The organism is Bacillus sp. FSL K6-0069 (assembly GCF_038007785.1).
In the GTDB taxonomy this organism is placed as follows: Bacteria; Bacillota; Bacilli; order Bacillales; family Bacillaceae_G; genus Bacillus_A; species Bacillus_A mobilis.
On the sequence record NZ_JBBOXN010000001.1, the window covers coordinates 4,326,644 to 4,342,715 of the forward strand.

Below are 16,072 nucleotides of genomic sequence, written 5' to 3' on the forward strand. Positions count from 1 at the left end.
CCCCAGTTCATTGTTGTTTTATGCTTGCTTCACGCCACATCAATCTTGTCGATTTTACGATACGATAGATAACTAATGAAAATCCCTAATAAACAGAGCACTATTGGGATAGCTATAAAATCAAACATACTTACTTGATCGCTTCCAGCCCCAACGTTACCACTAATTAGCATCCCAATTATTACTGCCGAAGTAATCGTTGTCGGTGTTGATTTCTTTCTCATCCCAAAAAATAAAGGAATTAAACTTATACCAGATATCATAAATGCACTCATAATAGTAGTTGGAACGATAGCTATTATTTCACCTATCGTAGCTGGCGTTTCAATCAGTCCCATCATTGGACTCACAAAATATACGAGCAAACTAATAATAAAAGTAGCGATAATCGTGCTCACAAAACAAAAACAAAAAACAATTGTTAATTTCGCTCTCATTAACATTTTCCTTTGCAGTGGGTACATAAATGATAGTTGTATCGTTTTGTTCTTATACTCATCAATTACTAAACGTGATAAAATAACCGAACTAAAAATAATGAATGTTATCCTAATAAAAATATTTGCTAAAGCCATGTTCTGTGTGAAATCAGAGAAGAGCACGTCTCCCTCAGCTTTCATTCCTAATGCCATAAGGCTTACTACAGCGAAAATTGCTATAATACAAATTGCTACACTTTTAAAGTAACTAGATAATCGATGCTTTTTCCACTCAAGCTTCATTAATCTAAGCATACAAACCACTCCTCCATTCTTTATATAACTATCTCTACGCTGCTAACATTCTAATTCCAGCAGTAACGAAGCTTAATATTCCTATCACTAGTAAAATTAACAACCATTTCCGCTCTGGTTTTCTATAATATAAAATCCCACTTATGAACATTACAATCAACCCACTTACTAGATTCACTAACAATCCATTAAGCATGAATGCCCTCTCCATCCATTACATTTAAGAAATATTCTTCTAAGGAACTATGTTTCTTATTAATACTTTCAATTTCTACATCGTTCATAATAAGTGCTTTTGAAATAGCTTGCTGCGTCGCCTTCAATTCATACACACGAATCATGTTTCCACTCATTATTTTGTAATTTTTTATACCGAGTTTATCTTCTAAAATATAAGCTGCGCGCTTCACATCAGGAACAGTAATTTCAATATACTCTGTTTGTTTTCCGTTAATACTCTTCATTGAAACTTCTTTTATTAGTTTTCCATTTTGAATCATACCGATTGTATCTGCCATTAGTTCCATCTCGCCTAAAATATGACTAGAGACTAATAACGTAATGCCATATTCTTTGCAAAGCATTTTAAATAAGTCTCTTAATTCTTTAATACCAATTGGATCTAAACCGTTAATTGGCTCATCTAAAATAAGTAGTTCTGGCTTTGTCATGATCGCCCTTGCAATACCAAGTCGTTGCTTCATCCCTAATGAAAAATCTTTTACTTTTTTATCATCTATACCGTGCAGTTTTACTAAATGTAAAGCATGATCAATTGCATTTTTATCGTAATAGCCCATATATTCACAATGTAATTCTAGGTTTTCCTTCGCCGTTAATTTATCATAAAAGATTGGATATTCGATAATGGTCCCCATGCGCTTTAACAATTCATAAGATGTATCTGTTAACTTCTCACCAAAAATTTCAATATCACCGCTCGTCGGTTTTATTAAATTTGTGATCATTTTCATAATCGTTGTTTTACCTGCACCATTCGGTCCTAAGAAACCGTATATCTCTCCCTTTTTCACATGCATGTTGACGCTAGAAATAACTTCTTTCCCTTTAAACACTTTCGTTAACTGATTCGTTTTTAATATATATGTCATGTCACTGTCTCCTTTCGCACTACCTTATACTTCTATAATAGACAACGGAATTCTCTTTTTTCTTACCCGTTCCTTACAAATTCCTTACGCTGAAAAAAAGCTTGTAGAATCTACTTCTCTACAAGCTAAAACAGCATCTTTTTTAATACAACTGTAAAAATTGTTTTTTCATACGGCTTACTAGAAAGGTGAATTTTTCCATCCATTGCTTCCACAAGCCGTTTTGTAATCGTTAACCCTAGGCCACTTCCTTGGTACAATCTATTTCTAGAATCTTCAAGTGTGTACATACGTTCAAATACTTTATCAGCATGAGATTCGTCAATTCCTTTTCCTGTATCCCATACATCTATATACACACTCGTTTCATCATCTCTTAACGTCATACCAAGTGTCTTTCCATCGTCTCCATATGTAATCGCATTTGATATTAAATTATTCAATACTCTACCTAATACTTCTACATTTCCAAGTGCATATATATTTCTTTCTGGTATATCAATATGAACTTGAAACCCTTTCGTTGTCACTAAATCATAAAAAGATAAAATCTTCTCCCGACAAACTTCATTCATATTTACTTTTGTCATCTCGATTGCCTTGTCACCAGATTCTAATTTTGCTAAATCAAAAAACTTATGAATTAGTTCCATTACTTCTAGTGTTTTCACATGCACCTTTTCAAGTAATATTTGCTGTTCTTCTTTACTTATCGTTTTATCCTTATTTAACATTTCTGTATATCCAAGAATAACTGTTAGTGGCGTCTTTAAATCATGTGAAATATTTGAAAGCATTTTTCTCATCGAAATTTCTACTTTTGCATGATCTGCATTCGTTTTTTGTTTTGCATCTAATAGTTGATTAATTGCTACTAATAATTTTTGTAATTCTAGATCATCTGTCATAACGAGTAACTTCTCACCTGTTTGTCCATTTACAATACTTTCTAACTTTTCATATGTGTATCGTAAATTTTCACTACTATTTTTTCTCATTTTATATTGTATGTAAATGATACATAACAATATAAAAATAATACCTAGTAACAAATTGACCATATTACATCACTTCCAATTTATAGCCGATGCCCCATAACGTTTTAATATATTCTGGATTAGATGGATCACTTTCAATTTTCTCACGCAATCTTCTCATATGAACATTAATAACGTTATCATCACCGTAATACTCTTCGTTCCAAACTAATGAATATATTTGTGCTTTCGTAAATACACGATTTTGATTTTTTACGAACAGTTTTAAAATCTCAAATTCTTTTAAAGTAAGTTTGAGAGATTTCCCGTTTTTTTCTACGGTAAAATTAATTGGATCGATTGTTAGATCGCCAATTTGAATCATCTTTTCTGTTTCTTCTGTAGCCGAGTATTTCGTAGATCTCCGAATACCTGCCTTTACACGTGCAGCTAATTCAATCATAGAAAATGGCTTACAAATGTAATCATCTGCTCCAAGTCCTAATCCAACAGCTTTATCAACATCTGTATCTTTTGCCGACATCATTAAAATCGGAACAGCACTTTTTTCTCGAATGATTCGCACAACCTCTAAGCCATCTAGCTTTGGCATCATAATGTCGAGGATAATCAAATCAAATGAACCTTTTAAATATGTGTTCACGCCCTCTTCTCCATCAGACGCAATTGTTACTTGAAAGCCTTCTTTTATTAAATACTTTTCCACCATCTCTTGAATTGAGATGTCATCTTCAACTAATAAAATATGATGTGACATATGTCTATCCCCTTTTTTACAAACATTAACATTTTAATTGTATCGTAACGAATGAATACTGTGAAGAATTATATGAATTTTCAAACCAACTTCCCTTCCTTCCATAACAATGATATGATGAAATTTACGACGATAGTTCATAATTAACTTTATATAAAGGAGACTTTATCATGTCAGAAAATAAAAAAGTAAGCTTAGCTGATTTAATGCGTGAACAACTTGCAAAGAAAAAGCAAGGTAGCGGTAATGGTCAAAATGCCAAAAACCAAAGCCAAGAAACAAAAAAATTACAAAACCAACAAACGAAGAAAACAAACAACCAACGTAGACGTACAGGTGTATAAATGAACGGACAAAAACGTTCTAATATCGCACCCGGCCTTGAAGTTGATATTGTATTAAAACAAGATCAACGCACAGGCAAATTAACACGTGGAATTGTAAAAGATATTTTAACAAACTCCCCTTCCCATCCGCATGGCATTAAAGTGCGATTGCAGGACGGGCAAGTCGGTAGAGTACAAAATATCGTTCAATAAGAAAAGGAGCTCAAGTAAACTCGAGCTCCTTTTTCTTTATTAACCTTTAATTTTCTCGATGAAAACTACTTTTAAATAGTCTCCTTCTTTAAATTGATCAATGGTACGGAAATCTTCTGGTAAAGAATGTTCTTCTAATATTTTATATTTGCCATTCATTTCTTTAAATGCCGTATCGATAAATCCTTTAAACTTTTTCATATCAAATGCGCTACAATTTGTAGAAGCAACGATAATCCCGTTATTTTCCGTAATCGCAATTGTTTCTTTTAATAAGTTTTTATAATCTTTCGCTGCACTAAATGTATATTTCTTTGAGCGTGCAAAGCTTGGAGGGTCAAGTACGACCATATCAAATTTCATCTTTTTCTTAGCTGCATATTTGAAGTACAGAAAGACATCTTCTACAATAATGTCTTGCGCTTCATAATCAACTTCATTTACACTAAACTGCTCAATCGTTTTACTTAAACTACGATTTGCAAGGTCGACACTCGTCGTTTTGCTCGCTCCGCCAAGCGCTGCAAATACAGAGAAAGCACCTGTATAAGAGAACATATTTAACACGGTTCTTCCCTTTGCATACTTATCACGAATTTGTTTTCGAACGTTACGCTGATCTAAAAATACACCAACCATCGCTCCGTCGTTTAAATACACCGCAAAGTTCACACCATTTTCTTTTACGATAAGCGGGAACTCGCCGCGCTCTCCTGCTACGAAATCATCGCCTTCAATGTATTTCCCTTTCGTATCAAAGCGCTTTTTCTCATAAATGCCTTTAAAGTTTGCTACTTTTTGAAGAGCTGCTATAATCTCATCTCTGAAAGTATAAATCCCTTCACTATACCAACTTACTACATAATAGCCATCATAATAATCGATGATTAAGCCACCAAGACCATCACCTTCACCGTTTAGGGCGCGGAATGCTGTCGTATCACTTGCTTTGTAAAATTGCTTTCGTTTATGTAAGGCAGATTTAATTTTACTTTCAAAGAAAGATTGATTAATTTGTTCACTCTCTTTTCTCGTTAAAATCCAGCCGTATCCTTTATTTTGTTTTCCATAATAGCCTTTTCCAATGAATTGATTCTTCTCATCTACTACTTTAATGATTGTTCCTTCTTCCTGAACATCATTTAAATTTTGAATTGCATCTTTTAAAATAAGCGGATATCCACTTTTAATTTCTTTTATAAATTTAGGTTTTATTTTTACAGTTACTTCTGATCGCATATAATAACTTCCTTTCCATTTGCATGCTTTCTAATTCGTAGGAAGCATATAAAAAACGAGGCTAAAAAATAACCTCGTTTCACTATACCATATTATTGCTTTGCTAGTACAACTCGCTCATTCTCTCGCTTAACGGCCACATATTTACTACATTTTGAAATGGAAATCTTACTGTCCAACATAATAGAAAAAATACTTATATATTTCACATTTACCATTGACAATGATAATGATTTTCATTATCATTTAATGTATATGAGTTCTCGAAAATACAGGCTACATTTAATAGGAGGAATAAAACATGATTATTGTTACAAATACAGCTAAAATTACAAAGGGAAATGGACATAAATTAATTGATCGTTTTAATAAAGTAGGTCAAGTTGAAACGATGCCAGGCTTTTTAGGATTAGAAGTTCTTTTAACGCAAAATACAGTTGATTATGATGAAGTAACAATTAGCACACGCTGGAATGCAAAAGAAGATTTCCAAGGTTGGACGAAGAGCCCAGCATTTAAAGCAGCTCACTCACATCAAGGTGGAATGCCAGATTATATTCTTGATAATAAAATCTCTTACTATGATGTGAAAGTTGTACGTATGCCAATGGCTGCAGCACAGTAAACATATTTCTTTTTTTAAAGTATAGAATATGAGAAGCATTACCACTTCTCATATTCTATACTTTTTTATTTACTGTCTTTTTACTAGTTTCGCATGCACGACTAACCTTCCTGCTTCCGGATCAAGTGCATAGTCACACGTCGAAAGTGTTACGATTTGATCACTTGCTGCCAATTTTGTATCCGTTTTGTACAGCGATTTTTCTTGGATTTTCTCCAAAAATGATGTGTATTCCATATCACTGCTAAAATCCGTTTCAATGTAATAAAAATCAGTTGTTGTTGTATACACCGAGAACACTTCAAGATCATATCCTTCAAATAATGTATCGTAATATAATTTACGATGTGACATGAAGAACTCTTCATCTAACATTTTCTTTAAACTTCCAAACATAGAACCATCTTTCATACGGTGACCATATAAAATAGTATTTCGATTTTGAGATTTCACATCATTACGATAGTCCATAAAGATGCTTCCTGCTCTCATATCTTCACCTTTATAATTACGAAATAAATAGTAATCATTGTCTTTCGCTTGAACGATTGGATAATTAATTTGTGTATCATCCATCGTAATCCATCCAACTATTTCTTGGTTAATTTGCTGCAAAGCTTTGAACTGTTTACGCACTTCCCCGTCTTGTGATTGCTCTTCCATCGGACTTTTTTCATAAATGTTTTGTGCTTCGGCCATTACTTTACGATTTTCATAATAATCCATGAAAATATCACCTAATTCATATACTGAATAGAAAAAGGTACCTAAAAAAACAACTGTAAGTATTCGTTGAAAAAAAGAATTCTTCTTCCGTTCTTTTTTACTACTCAAATTATCACCTCAAAACGGATTGTTCGCATATTTAAATACCCATTGGGACCATATACAATCCTGTATCTTCATCTTGCTTTACAACGACATCTACACCGTATATCGTCTTTATCATACTTTCTGTCACAACATCATTCGGCTTACCTTTCGTAACAATCTCGCCGTCTTTCATAACGATGATATGATCACTATAGCGAATCGCTTGATTAATATCGTGTAATACCATAACAATCGTCAATCCATGTACTTCATTTAACTCTTTTACTAACTCTAATATTTCAAGTTGATAATAAATATCTAAATAGGTGGTCGGTTCATCTAAAAAGAGCATTGGTGTTTTCTGAGCTAACGTCATAGCAATCCAAACACGTTGTCTTTCTCCACCAGATAAAGCATGAATCTCTTTATCACGTTTGCTTAGCAAATTCGTACATGCTAAAGCCCTTTCGATTGCTTCTCTATCTTCATCAGTTTGTGAGGAAAAGATATTTTTATGAGGCATACGACCAAAACTTGTTAATTTTTCCACCGTCATATCTGCCGGTGCTTCATTTTGTTGATGGACAACGGCTAACTTTCTAGCAAACTCTTTCGGTTTATATTGGCTAATCGCCTTTCCATCCAGTATTACCTCTCCGCTACGAGGGTCGTGATTTCTTGACATCACGCCAAGTAATGTCGATTTCCCGCAACCGTTTGGACCAATAATTGTTGTAATTTTACCAATTTCTATTTCACTACTAACCGACTTTAATCGATCCGTTACATTATCATACGAAAAGGTTACATTTTTAATTTCCATGAACTTTATCACTCTTTCTAAGCAAGAATATTAAGAATGGTCCACCAATAACTGCCATAATCGTCGCCGCTGGAATTTCGTTAGGTGGCACAATTAACCTTCCAATCGTATCCGCCGTCAAAATTAATAACGCTCCTGCAAGAGCAGAAAATGGAATTAATACTTTATGATCTGAACCGACTAGTTGTCTTGAAATGTGCGGAACGAGTAATCCTACGAAAGCGATAACTCCTGCAATCGCTGTTGATACTGCCGCTAAAAGTACTGCAATCGCAGAAATAATAAGACGAACTCTCGTTACGTGCAAACCTAAGTTTTTCGCAGTCTTATCTTGTAGCGATAATAAGTTACACCAAGCTCCTACAAACAGAGCAAGAATAAGACCAATTGTTCCATACGTAACCATTATTTCTACATCACCCCACGTCTTCATCGTTATGTTAGAAGTCGTCGTTTGCTTAATACTCTTAATGAAATATCCGCAAATCGTAATGAATGATTCATTTAATCCAGTGAACATCGCATTAATAGCTATACCAACTAGAATAATGCGAAGTGGACTTAACCCTGACTTCCACGAAAATGCATAAACGAGATAACATGCGAACGCACCACCTAAAAAGGCGAATACTGGTGTCCAGAAAAAGAATTGCGGGAATAACGTAATAATAACAAGTGTCATAAAACTTGCTCCTGAAGAAATACCGATCACTCCAGCATCAGCAAGTGGATTTTTCATAACAGCTTGAAAAAGCACACCTGAAACAGCAAGAGCCGCCCCAGTAAACAGCGCAATAATAATACGCGGGAAACGTAAATCTTTAATTACTTCAACATCTTCATTGGCCCCTGTAAATATCCCATGTACGAGGTCCACTATCCCTATTTCTAAACTTCCTTTCGTTGCTGACAATGACGTCATAACAATAAGTAATACAGTAACAATGAAGAAACTCCAAGTTTTTTTATTCATTCCACTCTTCCTTTATATTAAAATGCATCACGGATACATCATTTTCTTCAATTCATCTAACGCTTCAATTGCTTCTAAATTTCCTGTCGTTCCAAATAAACGCTCTTCTAAATCGTAAACACGATTATTTTTAACTGCCGCGAAGTGTTTCCAAATATCATTTGTTTTAAATTCTTTATCAAACATTTTTACAACTTCATCAGGCATACCATGCGCTGCTCGTAAAATAATGTCTGGATCTTCCTTTTTTAAATACTCTGTATTAGAGGCTAAATACTCTACTTGCTCACCTTGTACAATGTTTTTACCACCTAATTGTTTCACTAAATCTCCAATGTAAGAATGCTCTGTTGCTACTAAATAACTCCCCGGCACACCTAATAAAATAAGCACTGTCGGTTCTTTCTTTCCCTTTACTGCTTTTTGAATCTCTGCAACTTTTTTATCTAACTTCGTTACAACTGCTTCCGCCTGCTTCTCACGTCCATATTGCTTACCTAAATTACTAATGGAATTTTGCATATTTTTTAAACTAGTTAAGTCTACAAAGTTTGCTTTCATACCTATACCATCAAAAACTGGCTTTAATTCATATTCAAGTGTTGTCACGGATAATACTTCTGACGGCTTTAATGATTTTACCTTTTCCATATCAGGACTCATCGGATTCCCGACTTCAGGTAAACCTTTATATCTCTTTGGTAAATCTTTCGTACTCGTTGGAACACCAACTAAATCGACTTCTAACGCATCCATAATTTCAGTAACAGCGACTGTCGTGGCAACAACTCTCTCTTTACTCTCACTCTTTACCTGCTTTGTTGCTTCTTTTTTGGGCGCCGAGCATCCAGCTATACTCACTAATAAAATGATAGCCATTAGTACACTTGCAAGTTTCTTCACTCTCAATCACCACTCCTTTCCGAACAATATGAAACAAGTCTTGATGCATGCGGACATGCATCAAGACTCCAAAAATTACAATCTACCTGCTCTATATTTACGAACTAGTAAAGCAAGTGACCCAAGCAGTAGCACCATGTATAAACCTAGTTGTGCTGTATCTGCCGTTTTTGAGTTTTTCTCTTTTTTCGGATCATTTTTTTGTTCTTCTTTTTTCTTCTTATCATCTGCATTTCGGTTAAAATCAGGATTTTCTACTTTTTTTACATTATCTACTTGCGGTGTAATCACTGGATTGTTCGAATCATTTTTCGGATCTTTTTTGGGATCCTCTTTAATCGTTCCTAACGCACCAATATTATTTGTATCAAATTGAATTTGGACATCATAGAAATGATGGTAGTTCATTTCGTTGATATCAACTTTTACTTTTGCATTTAATTTTGCAAATAAATCACTTACTTCAAATTGCACTACTCTCGTATTTGCATTTTTATCTTCACTCACTAGCTTTGCATCAGCAAATAGACCATTTTTTTCTGTTTGGAATTTCGTAATCCACGCACTATTTTTCAGCGTCATTTCAATGTACTTTTTACCATCCTTCACGATTAATTTTGCTGGATGTACAGTGTAGTCATGCATCTTTGAAATCTCATTTGTTTTATCTTTTAACACTTTAAATGGAATATCATATTCACCATCTACTAAATTTTTTGGATCAACTATTACTTTTGGTTGATTATTTCCACCTTGGTTATCGTTTCCGCCCTGATTGTTATTTCCACCTTGGTTGTTGTTTCCGCCTTGGTTATCGTTTCCACCTTGGTTGTCGTTTCCACCTTGGTTATCATTTCCGCCTTGGTTACCTAAAGCTTTAATACTATTTTCATCAAATACAAATTGAACATCGTAGAAATGGTGATAATTCATTGCATCAATATCTACTTTTACTTTTGCATTTAATTTTTTCGATAAATCATCTACTTCTAACTCTACTACTTTTGTATTTTTCTCTTTATTCTCACTTAACACTTTTGTGTTAACAAAAGAACCATTCTTCTCAAACTCAAATTTTGTAATCCATGCACTATTCGTTAATGTAAACGATACATACTTCTTGCCATCTTTCACTTTTAGTACAGCTGGACTCTTTGTATATGTGTTCATGATTGAAATTTCTTCTGTTTTATCTTTTAACACTTTAAAGCCAATACTGTATTCACCATCTTTAAGAGCTTTTGGATCAATGGTTGTATTATTATCTTGGTTATTGCTTCCACCTTGGTTATTGTTTCCACCTTGGTTATCGTTTCCGCCTTGGTTGTCGTTTCCACCTTGGTTATTGTTCCCGCCTTGGTTGTCGTTTCCGCCTTGGTTATTGTTCCCGCCTTGGTTATTGTTCCCGCCTTGGTTGTCGTTTCCACCTTGGTTGTCTAATGGTTTAATGCTACCTTTATCAAATGCAAATTGAATGTCATAGAAATGGTGATAATTCATTGAATCGATATCTACTTTTACTTTTGCATTTAACTTTTTAGCTAAATCGCCTACTTCTACTTCCACTACGCGTGTATCAGCTTTTTTATCTTCACTTACTACACTTGCATCAACAAACGAACCATTTTTCTCAAATTCAAACTTTGTAATCCACGCACTGTTCGTTAATGTGAATGATACATACTTTTTACCATCTTTCACCTTTAACACGCCTGGACTCTTCGTGTACGTGTTCATCATTGAAATTTCTTCTGATTGATCTTTTAACGCTTTAAAGTTAATGCTGTATTCGCCGTCTTTAATTGTTTCAACATCCGGCTTCTCTACTTCTGGTTGCTTTTCTTCGTTTTTAATTGACTCAAGTTTTTCTTCATTAAATTGAAGTTGTAATTCATGCGTTTGTTTATAATTTCTTGATGCCACTTCAATAAATACTTTTGTATTTAACTTTTTAGATAAATTGTCTACTTCGAATTCTACTACTCTTGTATTTTTCTCTTTATCTTCACTCACTACTTTTGCATCAACAAATGAACCATCTTTTTCTGTTTGGAAATTTTTAATTGATACACTATCTTTTAACGTTACGACCGCTTTTTTCTTACCGTTTTCCACTTTTAATACTGCCGGGCTTACCACGTTTTCTTTCATTCTAGATTCTTCATCTGTCTTGTCTTTTAACACTTTAAATGGAATGCTATAATCTCCATCTTTAATTGTTTCAATAGTTGGTTTTTCTACTTCTGGTTGTTTCTCTTCGTCCTTAATTGGCTCAAGTTTTTCTTGATTAAATTGAAGTTGTAATTCATGCGTTTGTTTATAATTTTGTGATGCCACTTCAATAAATACTTTTGTATTTAACTTTTTAGATAAATTGTCTACTTCAAATTCTACTACTCTTGTATTTTTCTCTTTATTTTCACTGATTACTTTTGCATCAACAAATGAACCATCTTTTTCTGTTTGGAAATTTTTAATTGATGCGTTATCTGTTAATGTTACAGTCGCTTTTTTCTTACCGTTTTCTACTTTTAATACGGCTGGACTTATTAACTTGTCTTTCATTCTAGATTCTTCATCTGTCTTATCTTTTAACACTTTAAATGGAATGCTATAATTCCCATCGTTAATTGTGTTAGAATTGGGTTGTTGATCTGAGTCAGGCTTTTGGTCGGGCTTCTGACTTGTATCCGGTTTTTCATTTGGATCTGGCTTATTAGCTGGGTCCTCTTTTTCATTTGGTTGTTCTACATGAATCGGTGTAATACTATTTTGATCAAATGCAATGCGCACATCATAGTCATGATGATAATTTAAAAAGTCTATGTCTACTTTTACTTTCGCATTTAATACTTTCTCTACATCGTCCACTTCAAATTCTACTACTCTTGTATCTTTTTCTTTATCTTCACTACTTACATTTGTCGCAACAAACTGTCCATTTTTTTCTGTTTCAAACTTTGTAATCCATGAACTATGTTCTAACGTAAAGGATACCTTCTTCTTCCCATCCTTCACTTTTAAAGTTCCTAGACTTACAGAGTATTGATTCATCATAGATTCTTCATCTGATGTGTCCTTAAGAACTTTGAAACCGATTGAATATTCACCGTCAGCCAACTGGGTAGCTGCTTGAACTGCAAGTGGTTGTAATGTTGATACGAATGTAAATACCATTAAAAACATAGCAACAATAATTTTTACATACCTGTTCAATGGAACGACTCTCCCTTTTGAAAATTTTTTAATTATTTAATACTGTTCCCATCAAATACAAAACGAATATCATATGAAGCATCATAATTAATAATTGGGATATTAATTTTCACCTTGCCATTTAGTTTTTTTGACAAATCAGCAACTTCAAATTCTACTACTCTAGTATTCTCTTTTGTATTTTCACTTAACACAGTAGCTTCTACGAATTGACCATTTTTTTCTACTTGTAAACTTTTAATAGAAGTACTATCTTTCACCTTGAATGAAACATATTGTTTTCCATCTTTAACTGTTACTGTTGCCGGACTTTCAAAATAACTATTCATTCTAGATGATTCATCTTTATCGCCTTTCCATACAGTAAAAGCAATATTATATTTTCCATCAGCCAATTTTGTAGCAGCCTTTGTATCTTGTAAACCTAGTGTTGCTATAAACGTAAATAAAACAGCAAATACGGCAATAATCATTTTAAATTGTTTAAACATATATTCATCACCCTTCAAAATATTTATTTACTTAACTTCACTTTACGAATTAAGAAAACACCTGAAATAAGAATTAACGCTGCAAATAATCCGATGCGTGATTCATCGCCAGTTTTTGGGTTATCTGTTTTCTCAGCTTTTCCACTTTCATTTGTTCCTTTGCTCGCCTCTTTATTTGCTTCTTTACTCTCTTCTTTACTCTCTTCTTTCTTCACTTCTTCTTTTACTTGTGTATCTGTTTTTGTTTGATCATTCTGCTTTGTTACAGTAGTTTCTTTATTTTCTCCACCTACCGCTTTTACATTTGCATCAAACGCAAAGCGGATTGTGTAGTTATGGTCATAATTTACGTTTGGTACAACAACGTGAATTTTTGCAGCTGCTGGTTTAGATAAATCGTCTATTTTAAACTCTACAGTTCTTTTATCTGCAGATTCATCTTTACTAACAACTTTTGCATCAACAAAATTCCCGTTCTCAGGTGCTTTAAATTCTGTAATCCAAGCACTATGATTCATCGGAATTTGTACTCTCATTTCGCCATTTTTCACAACTAGCTTAGCTGGTTTCTCAAAATAATCATTTGCCATAGATGCTGAAGCATTTTCCGCTTTTTGAATGACATAGTTAATATCATAAGTACCGTCAGCTAGTTGTGCTGAAACTTTCCCATATGGCATGACAAGAAAAGCTAGCATACATACGAACGTTATAATAAAAGCGGGTAATACAGAAATCTTTCTCATTTGGCTTACTTCCTCCTTGTTTATCCTTCATCCATACTTTTTGAAAATGATAATTATTCTCAATTTATGAGAAAAAAATAATAATCCTCTATCATTATTTACCTGTAATTTGTTTATGTAACATAGATATTATTGATTATCATTCTCAATGTATGTTAAAAATAATATCCCTCCCTATTCCTTATAAAGAGCGATTCGCATTTTAACATAAGTCCCTATCCCTTTTGTTGATTATCATTCTCAATGAAGCTCAAAAAAAATAAAACTACCATTCAACTACACTATCACCTCTATCTACAAAAATGATATCGTTATAGAAAACTTTATACCTTTCACTCCTCACTTCCTTCCAATATTTCCACAACTAAGTCAATCTTAGCCTAATGCTAATTTTTTTGTCAACTATATTACGTATAAATTTTTTAATATCTAAATTTCCCTATATGTAATTTTTTCTACAAAAAAAGAGACTTTCTTTCACAGAAAGCCTCTTTTCTCTATTTTTCTACAGCAACTTCTTGCTTTTGAAACAAAGAAATGACATATCCAATTACAATACCTACTAGAGCAGGAACTAACCAACCGATCCCTACACTGTATAACGGAATTTTATTTAAGACAGGTGCTAATGCCTCAATTTGAAGATTCGCATTGTGCAATCCATCGAAGAAGCTGATCATGAATGCTCCTACAATACCACCTACATACATTACTAAAGGAAGACGAATATAGTTTTCAACAAGTGATAATACGATTAGCACGATACCAATTGGGTAAATCGCTATTAAAATTGGTAATGCTAATGCATTTAACTGAGTTAACCCAAGATTCGCTACCATAAATGCTAATACACAGAAAATGAAAACCACTTTTGGATAAGAAAGCTTTGGTAATAAGGAAGAAAAATATTCCCCACAAGCTGCAACAATACCTACAGAAGTTGTTAAACATGCTGCTGTAATTGCGATTCCTAGTAATAGAGTGCCGTAGCTACCAAATAAATGATTTACAACGTTTGTTAAAATAATTCCTCCATTTGCTCCCATTCCAAGAGACACACTAGAAGCTCCAAGGTAAGCAAGCGCTAAATAAACAAGAAGTAATCCGAGCGCTGCAATAAATCCTGCAAAGATTGTTACTTTTGCAATGCTGTTCTTATTTGTAACACCTTTTGCTTTTAACGAATTAATAACAACATTTCCGAATACAAGTGCTGCAAGTCCATCTAAAGTTAAATATCCATCAATAAAACCTTTAAAGAGCGGAGCACTATATGCTTCTGTCGGTGCACCAAATTCTCCAATTGGTGTAATAAGTGCTTTCACTACAATAATTGCAATAACAGCTAATAAAATCGGAGTTAATACTTTACCGATACGGCCCACTAATTTCGATGGGTTTAAAGCTAAATAGAAAGTTACGGCAAAGAAAATGAATGTAAAGATAACAAGTGGATACGATTGACCAGCTATCTCACTTGGTAAAAACGGTGCAACACTCATTTCATAAGCAACAGTTCCTGTACGTGGAACACTTACGAATACGCCTAAACATAAATAAATTGCAGTGATAAAAACAAGTGCGAATACAGGGTGTACACGTCCCGCTAGCTCATTAATATCTCCCTTTAGAGCGATAACGATAACTCCTAATAAAGGCAACCCAACACCTGTTACGATAAAGCCAAACAACGCAATCCATACATCTGTTCCAGCACCTTGTCCTAGCGCTGGCGGAAAAATCATATTACCTGCACCGAAAAATAGTGCAAATAACATTAAACTTATTGCAAACATCTCAGAAAACTTTAAAGATGATTTCATTTCTACTAACCTCCTAAATGATTTATTGACAAAATATTCTGAATCAAAACCCGTCATATGTCCCCTTTCAAGCATACTTCCCCGTAAAAGAACGCAAAAAACACCCGTCCCTAACAAAGGGACGAGTGTTGAAATCGTGGTTCCACCCTTATTCTAATAAAATGAATTTATAGCAAAATAAGCTCATTTTATAGCTCGTGTAAATTGATAACGGTTTTATCCGCCAAGAATTACAATGCATCATGCAGTTCACTCTTGAAGTTTAGAGGTGGTAAGTTTG

Annotated in this window: 17 protein-coding genes and 1 other annotated feature (1 of these 18 only partly in view); of the genes, 3 read left to right on the forward strand and 14 right to left on the reverse strand. The window is 33.8% G+C overall.

Going from position 1 to position 16,072, the window contains the following annotated elements:
• Positions 1 to 29 precede the first annotated feature (29 nt).
• From MHB74_RS22220 to MHB74_RS22240, 5 genes are all read right to left on the reverse strand, one after another.
• Positions 30 to 734 carry an ABC transporter permease gene (locus MHB74_RS22220; protein WP_061677082.1) on the reverse strand — a complete coding sequence of 235 codons (705 nt, stop codon included), beginning with the start codon at positions 732 to 734 and terminating at the stop codon, positions 30 to 32.
• A gap of 34 nt (positions 735 to 768) precedes the next feature.
• The gene (locus MHB74_RS22225) at positions 769 to 930 is read right to left on the reverse strand and encodes a hypothetical protein (RefSeq protein ID WP_270400522.1); all 162 of its coding nucleotides are present in this window, start codon (positions 928 to 930) and stop codon (positions 769 to 771) included.
• Positions 923 to 1,846, reverse strand: a complete 924-nt coding sequence (locus MHB74_RS22230) for an ABC transporter ATP-binding protein (protein ID WP_061677081.1) — start codon at positions 1,844 to 1,846, stop codon at positions 923 to 925. Before MHB74_RS22230 ends, MHB74_RS22225 begins: the two co-directional genes overlap by 8 nt.
• Positions 1,847 to 1,971: 125 nt before the next feature.
• A complete protein-coding gene (locus MHB74_RS22235; RefSeq protein ID WP_061677080.1) occupies positions 1,972 to 2,907 on the reverse strand; it encodes a HAMP domain-containing histidine kinase in 936 nt (311 codons plus the stop codon).
• Between the two features lies 1 nt (position 2,908).
• Positions 2,909 to 3,601, reverse strand: a complete 693-nt coding sequence (locus tag MHB74_RS22240; RefSeq protein WP_000018026.1) for a response regulator transcription factor — start codon at positions 3,599 to 3,601, stop codon at positions 2,909 to 2,911.
• A 170-nt stretch (positions 3,602 to 3,771) separates the two neighbouring features.
• Here MHB74_RS22240 and MHB74_RS22245 point away from each other — a divergent pair, with 170 nt between their 5' ends.
• Entirely contained in the window at positions 3,772 to 3,945 is a 174-nt protein-coding gene (locus MHB74_RS22245; protein WP_001293586.1) for a hypothetical protein, read from the forward strand.
• Positions 3,946 to 4,140: a YwbE family protein gene (locus MHB74_RS22250; protein WP_001014310.1), complete on the forward strand. Its 195-nt coding sequence runs from the start codon at positions 3,946 to 3,948 to the stop codon at positions 4,138 to 4,140.
• A 39-nt stretch (positions 4,141 to 4,179) separates the two neighbouring features.
• Here MHB74_RS22250 and MHB74_RS22255 read toward each other — a convergent pair whose 3' ends face one another.
• Positions 4,180 to 5,379, reverse strand: a complete 1,200-nt coding sequence (locus MHB74_RS22255) for a class I SAM-dependent rRNA methyltransferase (protein ID WP_061677079.1) — start codon at positions 5,377 to 5,379, stop codon at positions 4,180 to 4,182.
• A gap of 301 nt (positions 5,380 to 5,680) precedes the next feature.
• Between MHB74_RS22255 and isdG the strand changes: the two genes are divergently transcribed.
• Positions 5,681 to 6,004: a heme oxygenase gene (gene isdG, locus MHB74_RS22260; RefSeq protein ID WP_000587815.1), complete on the forward strand. Its 324-nt coding sequence runs from the start codon at positions 5,681 to 5,683 to the stop codon at positions 6,002 to 6,004.
• A gap of 69 nt (positions 6,005 to 6,073) precedes the next feature.
• On the opposite strand, the gene srtB is transcribed toward isdG, so the two are convergent.
• The 8 genes from srtB to brnQ6 form a co-directional block, all read right to left on the reverse strand.
• The gene (gene srtB / locus MHB74_RS22265) at positions 6,074 to 6,838 is read right to left on the reverse strand and encodes a class B sortase (protein WP_061677078.1); all 765 of its coding nucleotides are present in this window, start codon (positions 6,836 to 6,838) and stop codon (positions 6,074 to 6,076) included.
• Positions 6,839 to 6,869: 31 nt separating this feature from the next.
• Positions 6,870 to 7,640, reverse strand: coding sequence for an ABC transporter ATP-binding protein (locus MHB74_RS22270; protein WP_016086040.1), 771 nt, complete (start codon positions 7,638 to 7,640; stop codon positions 6,870 to 6,872).
• The gene (locus tag MHB74_RS22275; RefSeq protein ID WP_061677077.1) at positions 7,630 to 8,613 is read right to left on the reverse strand and encodes a FecCD family ABC transporter permease; all 984 of its coding nucleotides are present in this window, start codon (positions 8,611 to 8,613) and stop codon (positions 7,630 to 7,632) included. Before MHB74_RS22275 ends, MHB74_RS22270 begins: the two co-directional genes overlap by 11 nt.
• Positions 8,614 to 8,640: 27 nt before the next feature.
• On the reverse strand, positions 8,641 to 9,522 hold the full coding sequence (isdE, locus tag MHB74_RS22280) for a heme ABC transporter substrate-binding protein IsdE (protein ID WP_061677076.1): 882 nt from the start codon (positions 9,520 to 9,522) through the stop codon (positions 8,641 to 8,643).
• Between the two features lie 69 nt (positions 9,523 to 9,591).
• Positions 9,592 to 12,732 (reverse strand): NEAT domain-containing protein, encoded by a 3,141-nt coding sequence (locus MHB74_RS22285; protein WP_068987163.1) that lies wholly within the window; start codon positions 12,730 to 12,732, stop codon positions 9,592 to 9,594.
• Between the two features lie 32 nt (positions 12,733 to 12,764).
• Positions 12,765 to 13,223 carry an NEAT domain-containing protein gene (locus tag MHB74_RS22290; protein WP_061677075.1) on the reverse strand — a complete coding sequence of 153 codons (459 nt, stop codon included), beginning with the start codon at positions 13,221 to 13,223 and terminating at the stop codon, positions 12,765 to 12,767.
• 23 nt (positions 13,224 to 13,246) lie between these two features.
• Positions 13,247 to 13,969 (reverse strand): heme uptake protein IsdC, encoded by a 723-nt coding sequence (isdC, locus tag MHB74_RS22295; RefSeq protein ID WP_061677074.1) that lies wholly within the window; start codon positions 13,967 to 13,969, stop codon positions 13,247 to 13,249.
• Between the two features lie 497 nt (positions 13,970 to 14,466).
• The gene (brnQ6, locus tag MHB74_RS22300) at positions 14,467 to 15,792 is read right to left on the reverse strand and encodes a branched-chain amino acid transport system II carrier protein BrnQ6 (protein WP_061677073.1); all 1,326 of its coding nucleotides are present in this window, start codon (positions 15,790 to 15,792) and stop codon (positions 14,467 to 14,469) included.
• A 114-nt stretch (positions 15,793 to 15,906) separates the two neighbouring features.
• Positions 15,907 to 16,072: a binding site (T-box leader), on the reverse strand (it continues 85 nt past the right edge of the window).

Excerpts from the sequence above, each read along its gene's own strand:
- MHB74_RS22220 (WP_061677082.1), bottom strand. The coding sequence starts at position 734 with ATGCTTAGATTAATGAAGCTTGAGTGGAAAAAGCATCGATTATCTAGT.
- MHB74_RS22225 (WP_270400522.1), bottom strand. The coding sequence starts at position 930 with ATGCTTAATGGATTGTTAGTGAATCTAGTAAGTGGGTTGATTGTAATG.
- MHB74_RS22230 (WP_061677081.1), bottom strand. The coding sequence starts at position 1,846 with ATGACATATATATTAAAAACGAATCAGTTAACGAAAGTGTTTAAAGGG.
- MHB74_RS22235 (WP_061677080.1), bottom strand. The coding sequence starts at position 2,907 with ATGGTCAATTTGTTACTAGGTATTATTTTTATATTGTTATGTATCATT.
- MHB74_RS22240 (WP_000018026.1), bottom strand. The coding sequence starts at position 3,601 with ATGTCACATCATATTTTATTAGTTGAAGATGACATCTCAATTCAAGAG.
- MHB74_RS22245 (WP_001293586.1), top strand. The coding sequence starts at position 3,772 with ATGTCAGAAAATAAAAAAGTAAGCTTAGCTGATTTAATGCGTGAACAA.
- MHB74_RS22250 (WP_001014310.1), top strand. The coding sequence starts at position 3,946 with ATGAACGGACAAAAACGTTCTAATATCGCACCCGGCCTTGAAGTTGAT.
- MHB74_RS22255 (WP_061677079.1), bottom strand. The coding sequence starts at position 5,379 with ATGCGATCAGAAGTAACTGTAAAAATAAAACCTAAATTTATAAAAGAA.
- isdG (WP_000587815.1), top strand. The coding sequence starts at position 5,681 with ATGATTATTGTTACAAATACAGCTAAAATTACAAAGGGAAATGGACAT.
- MHB74_RS22270 (WP_016086040.1), bottom strand. The coding sequence starts at position 7,640 with ATGGAAATTAAAAATGTAACCTTTTCGTATGATAATGTAACGGATCGA.
- MHB74_RS22275 (WP_061677077.1), bottom strand. The coding sequence starts at position 8,613 with ATGAATAAAAAAACTTGGAGTTTCTTCATTGTTACTGTATTACTTATT.
- MHB74_RS22290 (WP_061677075.1), bottom strand. The coding sequence starts at position 13,223 with ATGTTTAAACAATTTAAAATGATTATTGCCGTATTTGCTGTTTTATTT.
- isdC (WP_061677074.1), bottom strand. The coding sequence starts at position 13,969 with ATGAGAAAGATTTCTGTATTACCCGCTTTTATTATAACGTTCGTATGT.
- brnQ6 (WP_061677073.1), bottom strand. The coding sequence starts at position 15,792 with ATGAAATCATCTTTAAAGTTTTCTGAGATGTTTGCAATAAGTTTAATG.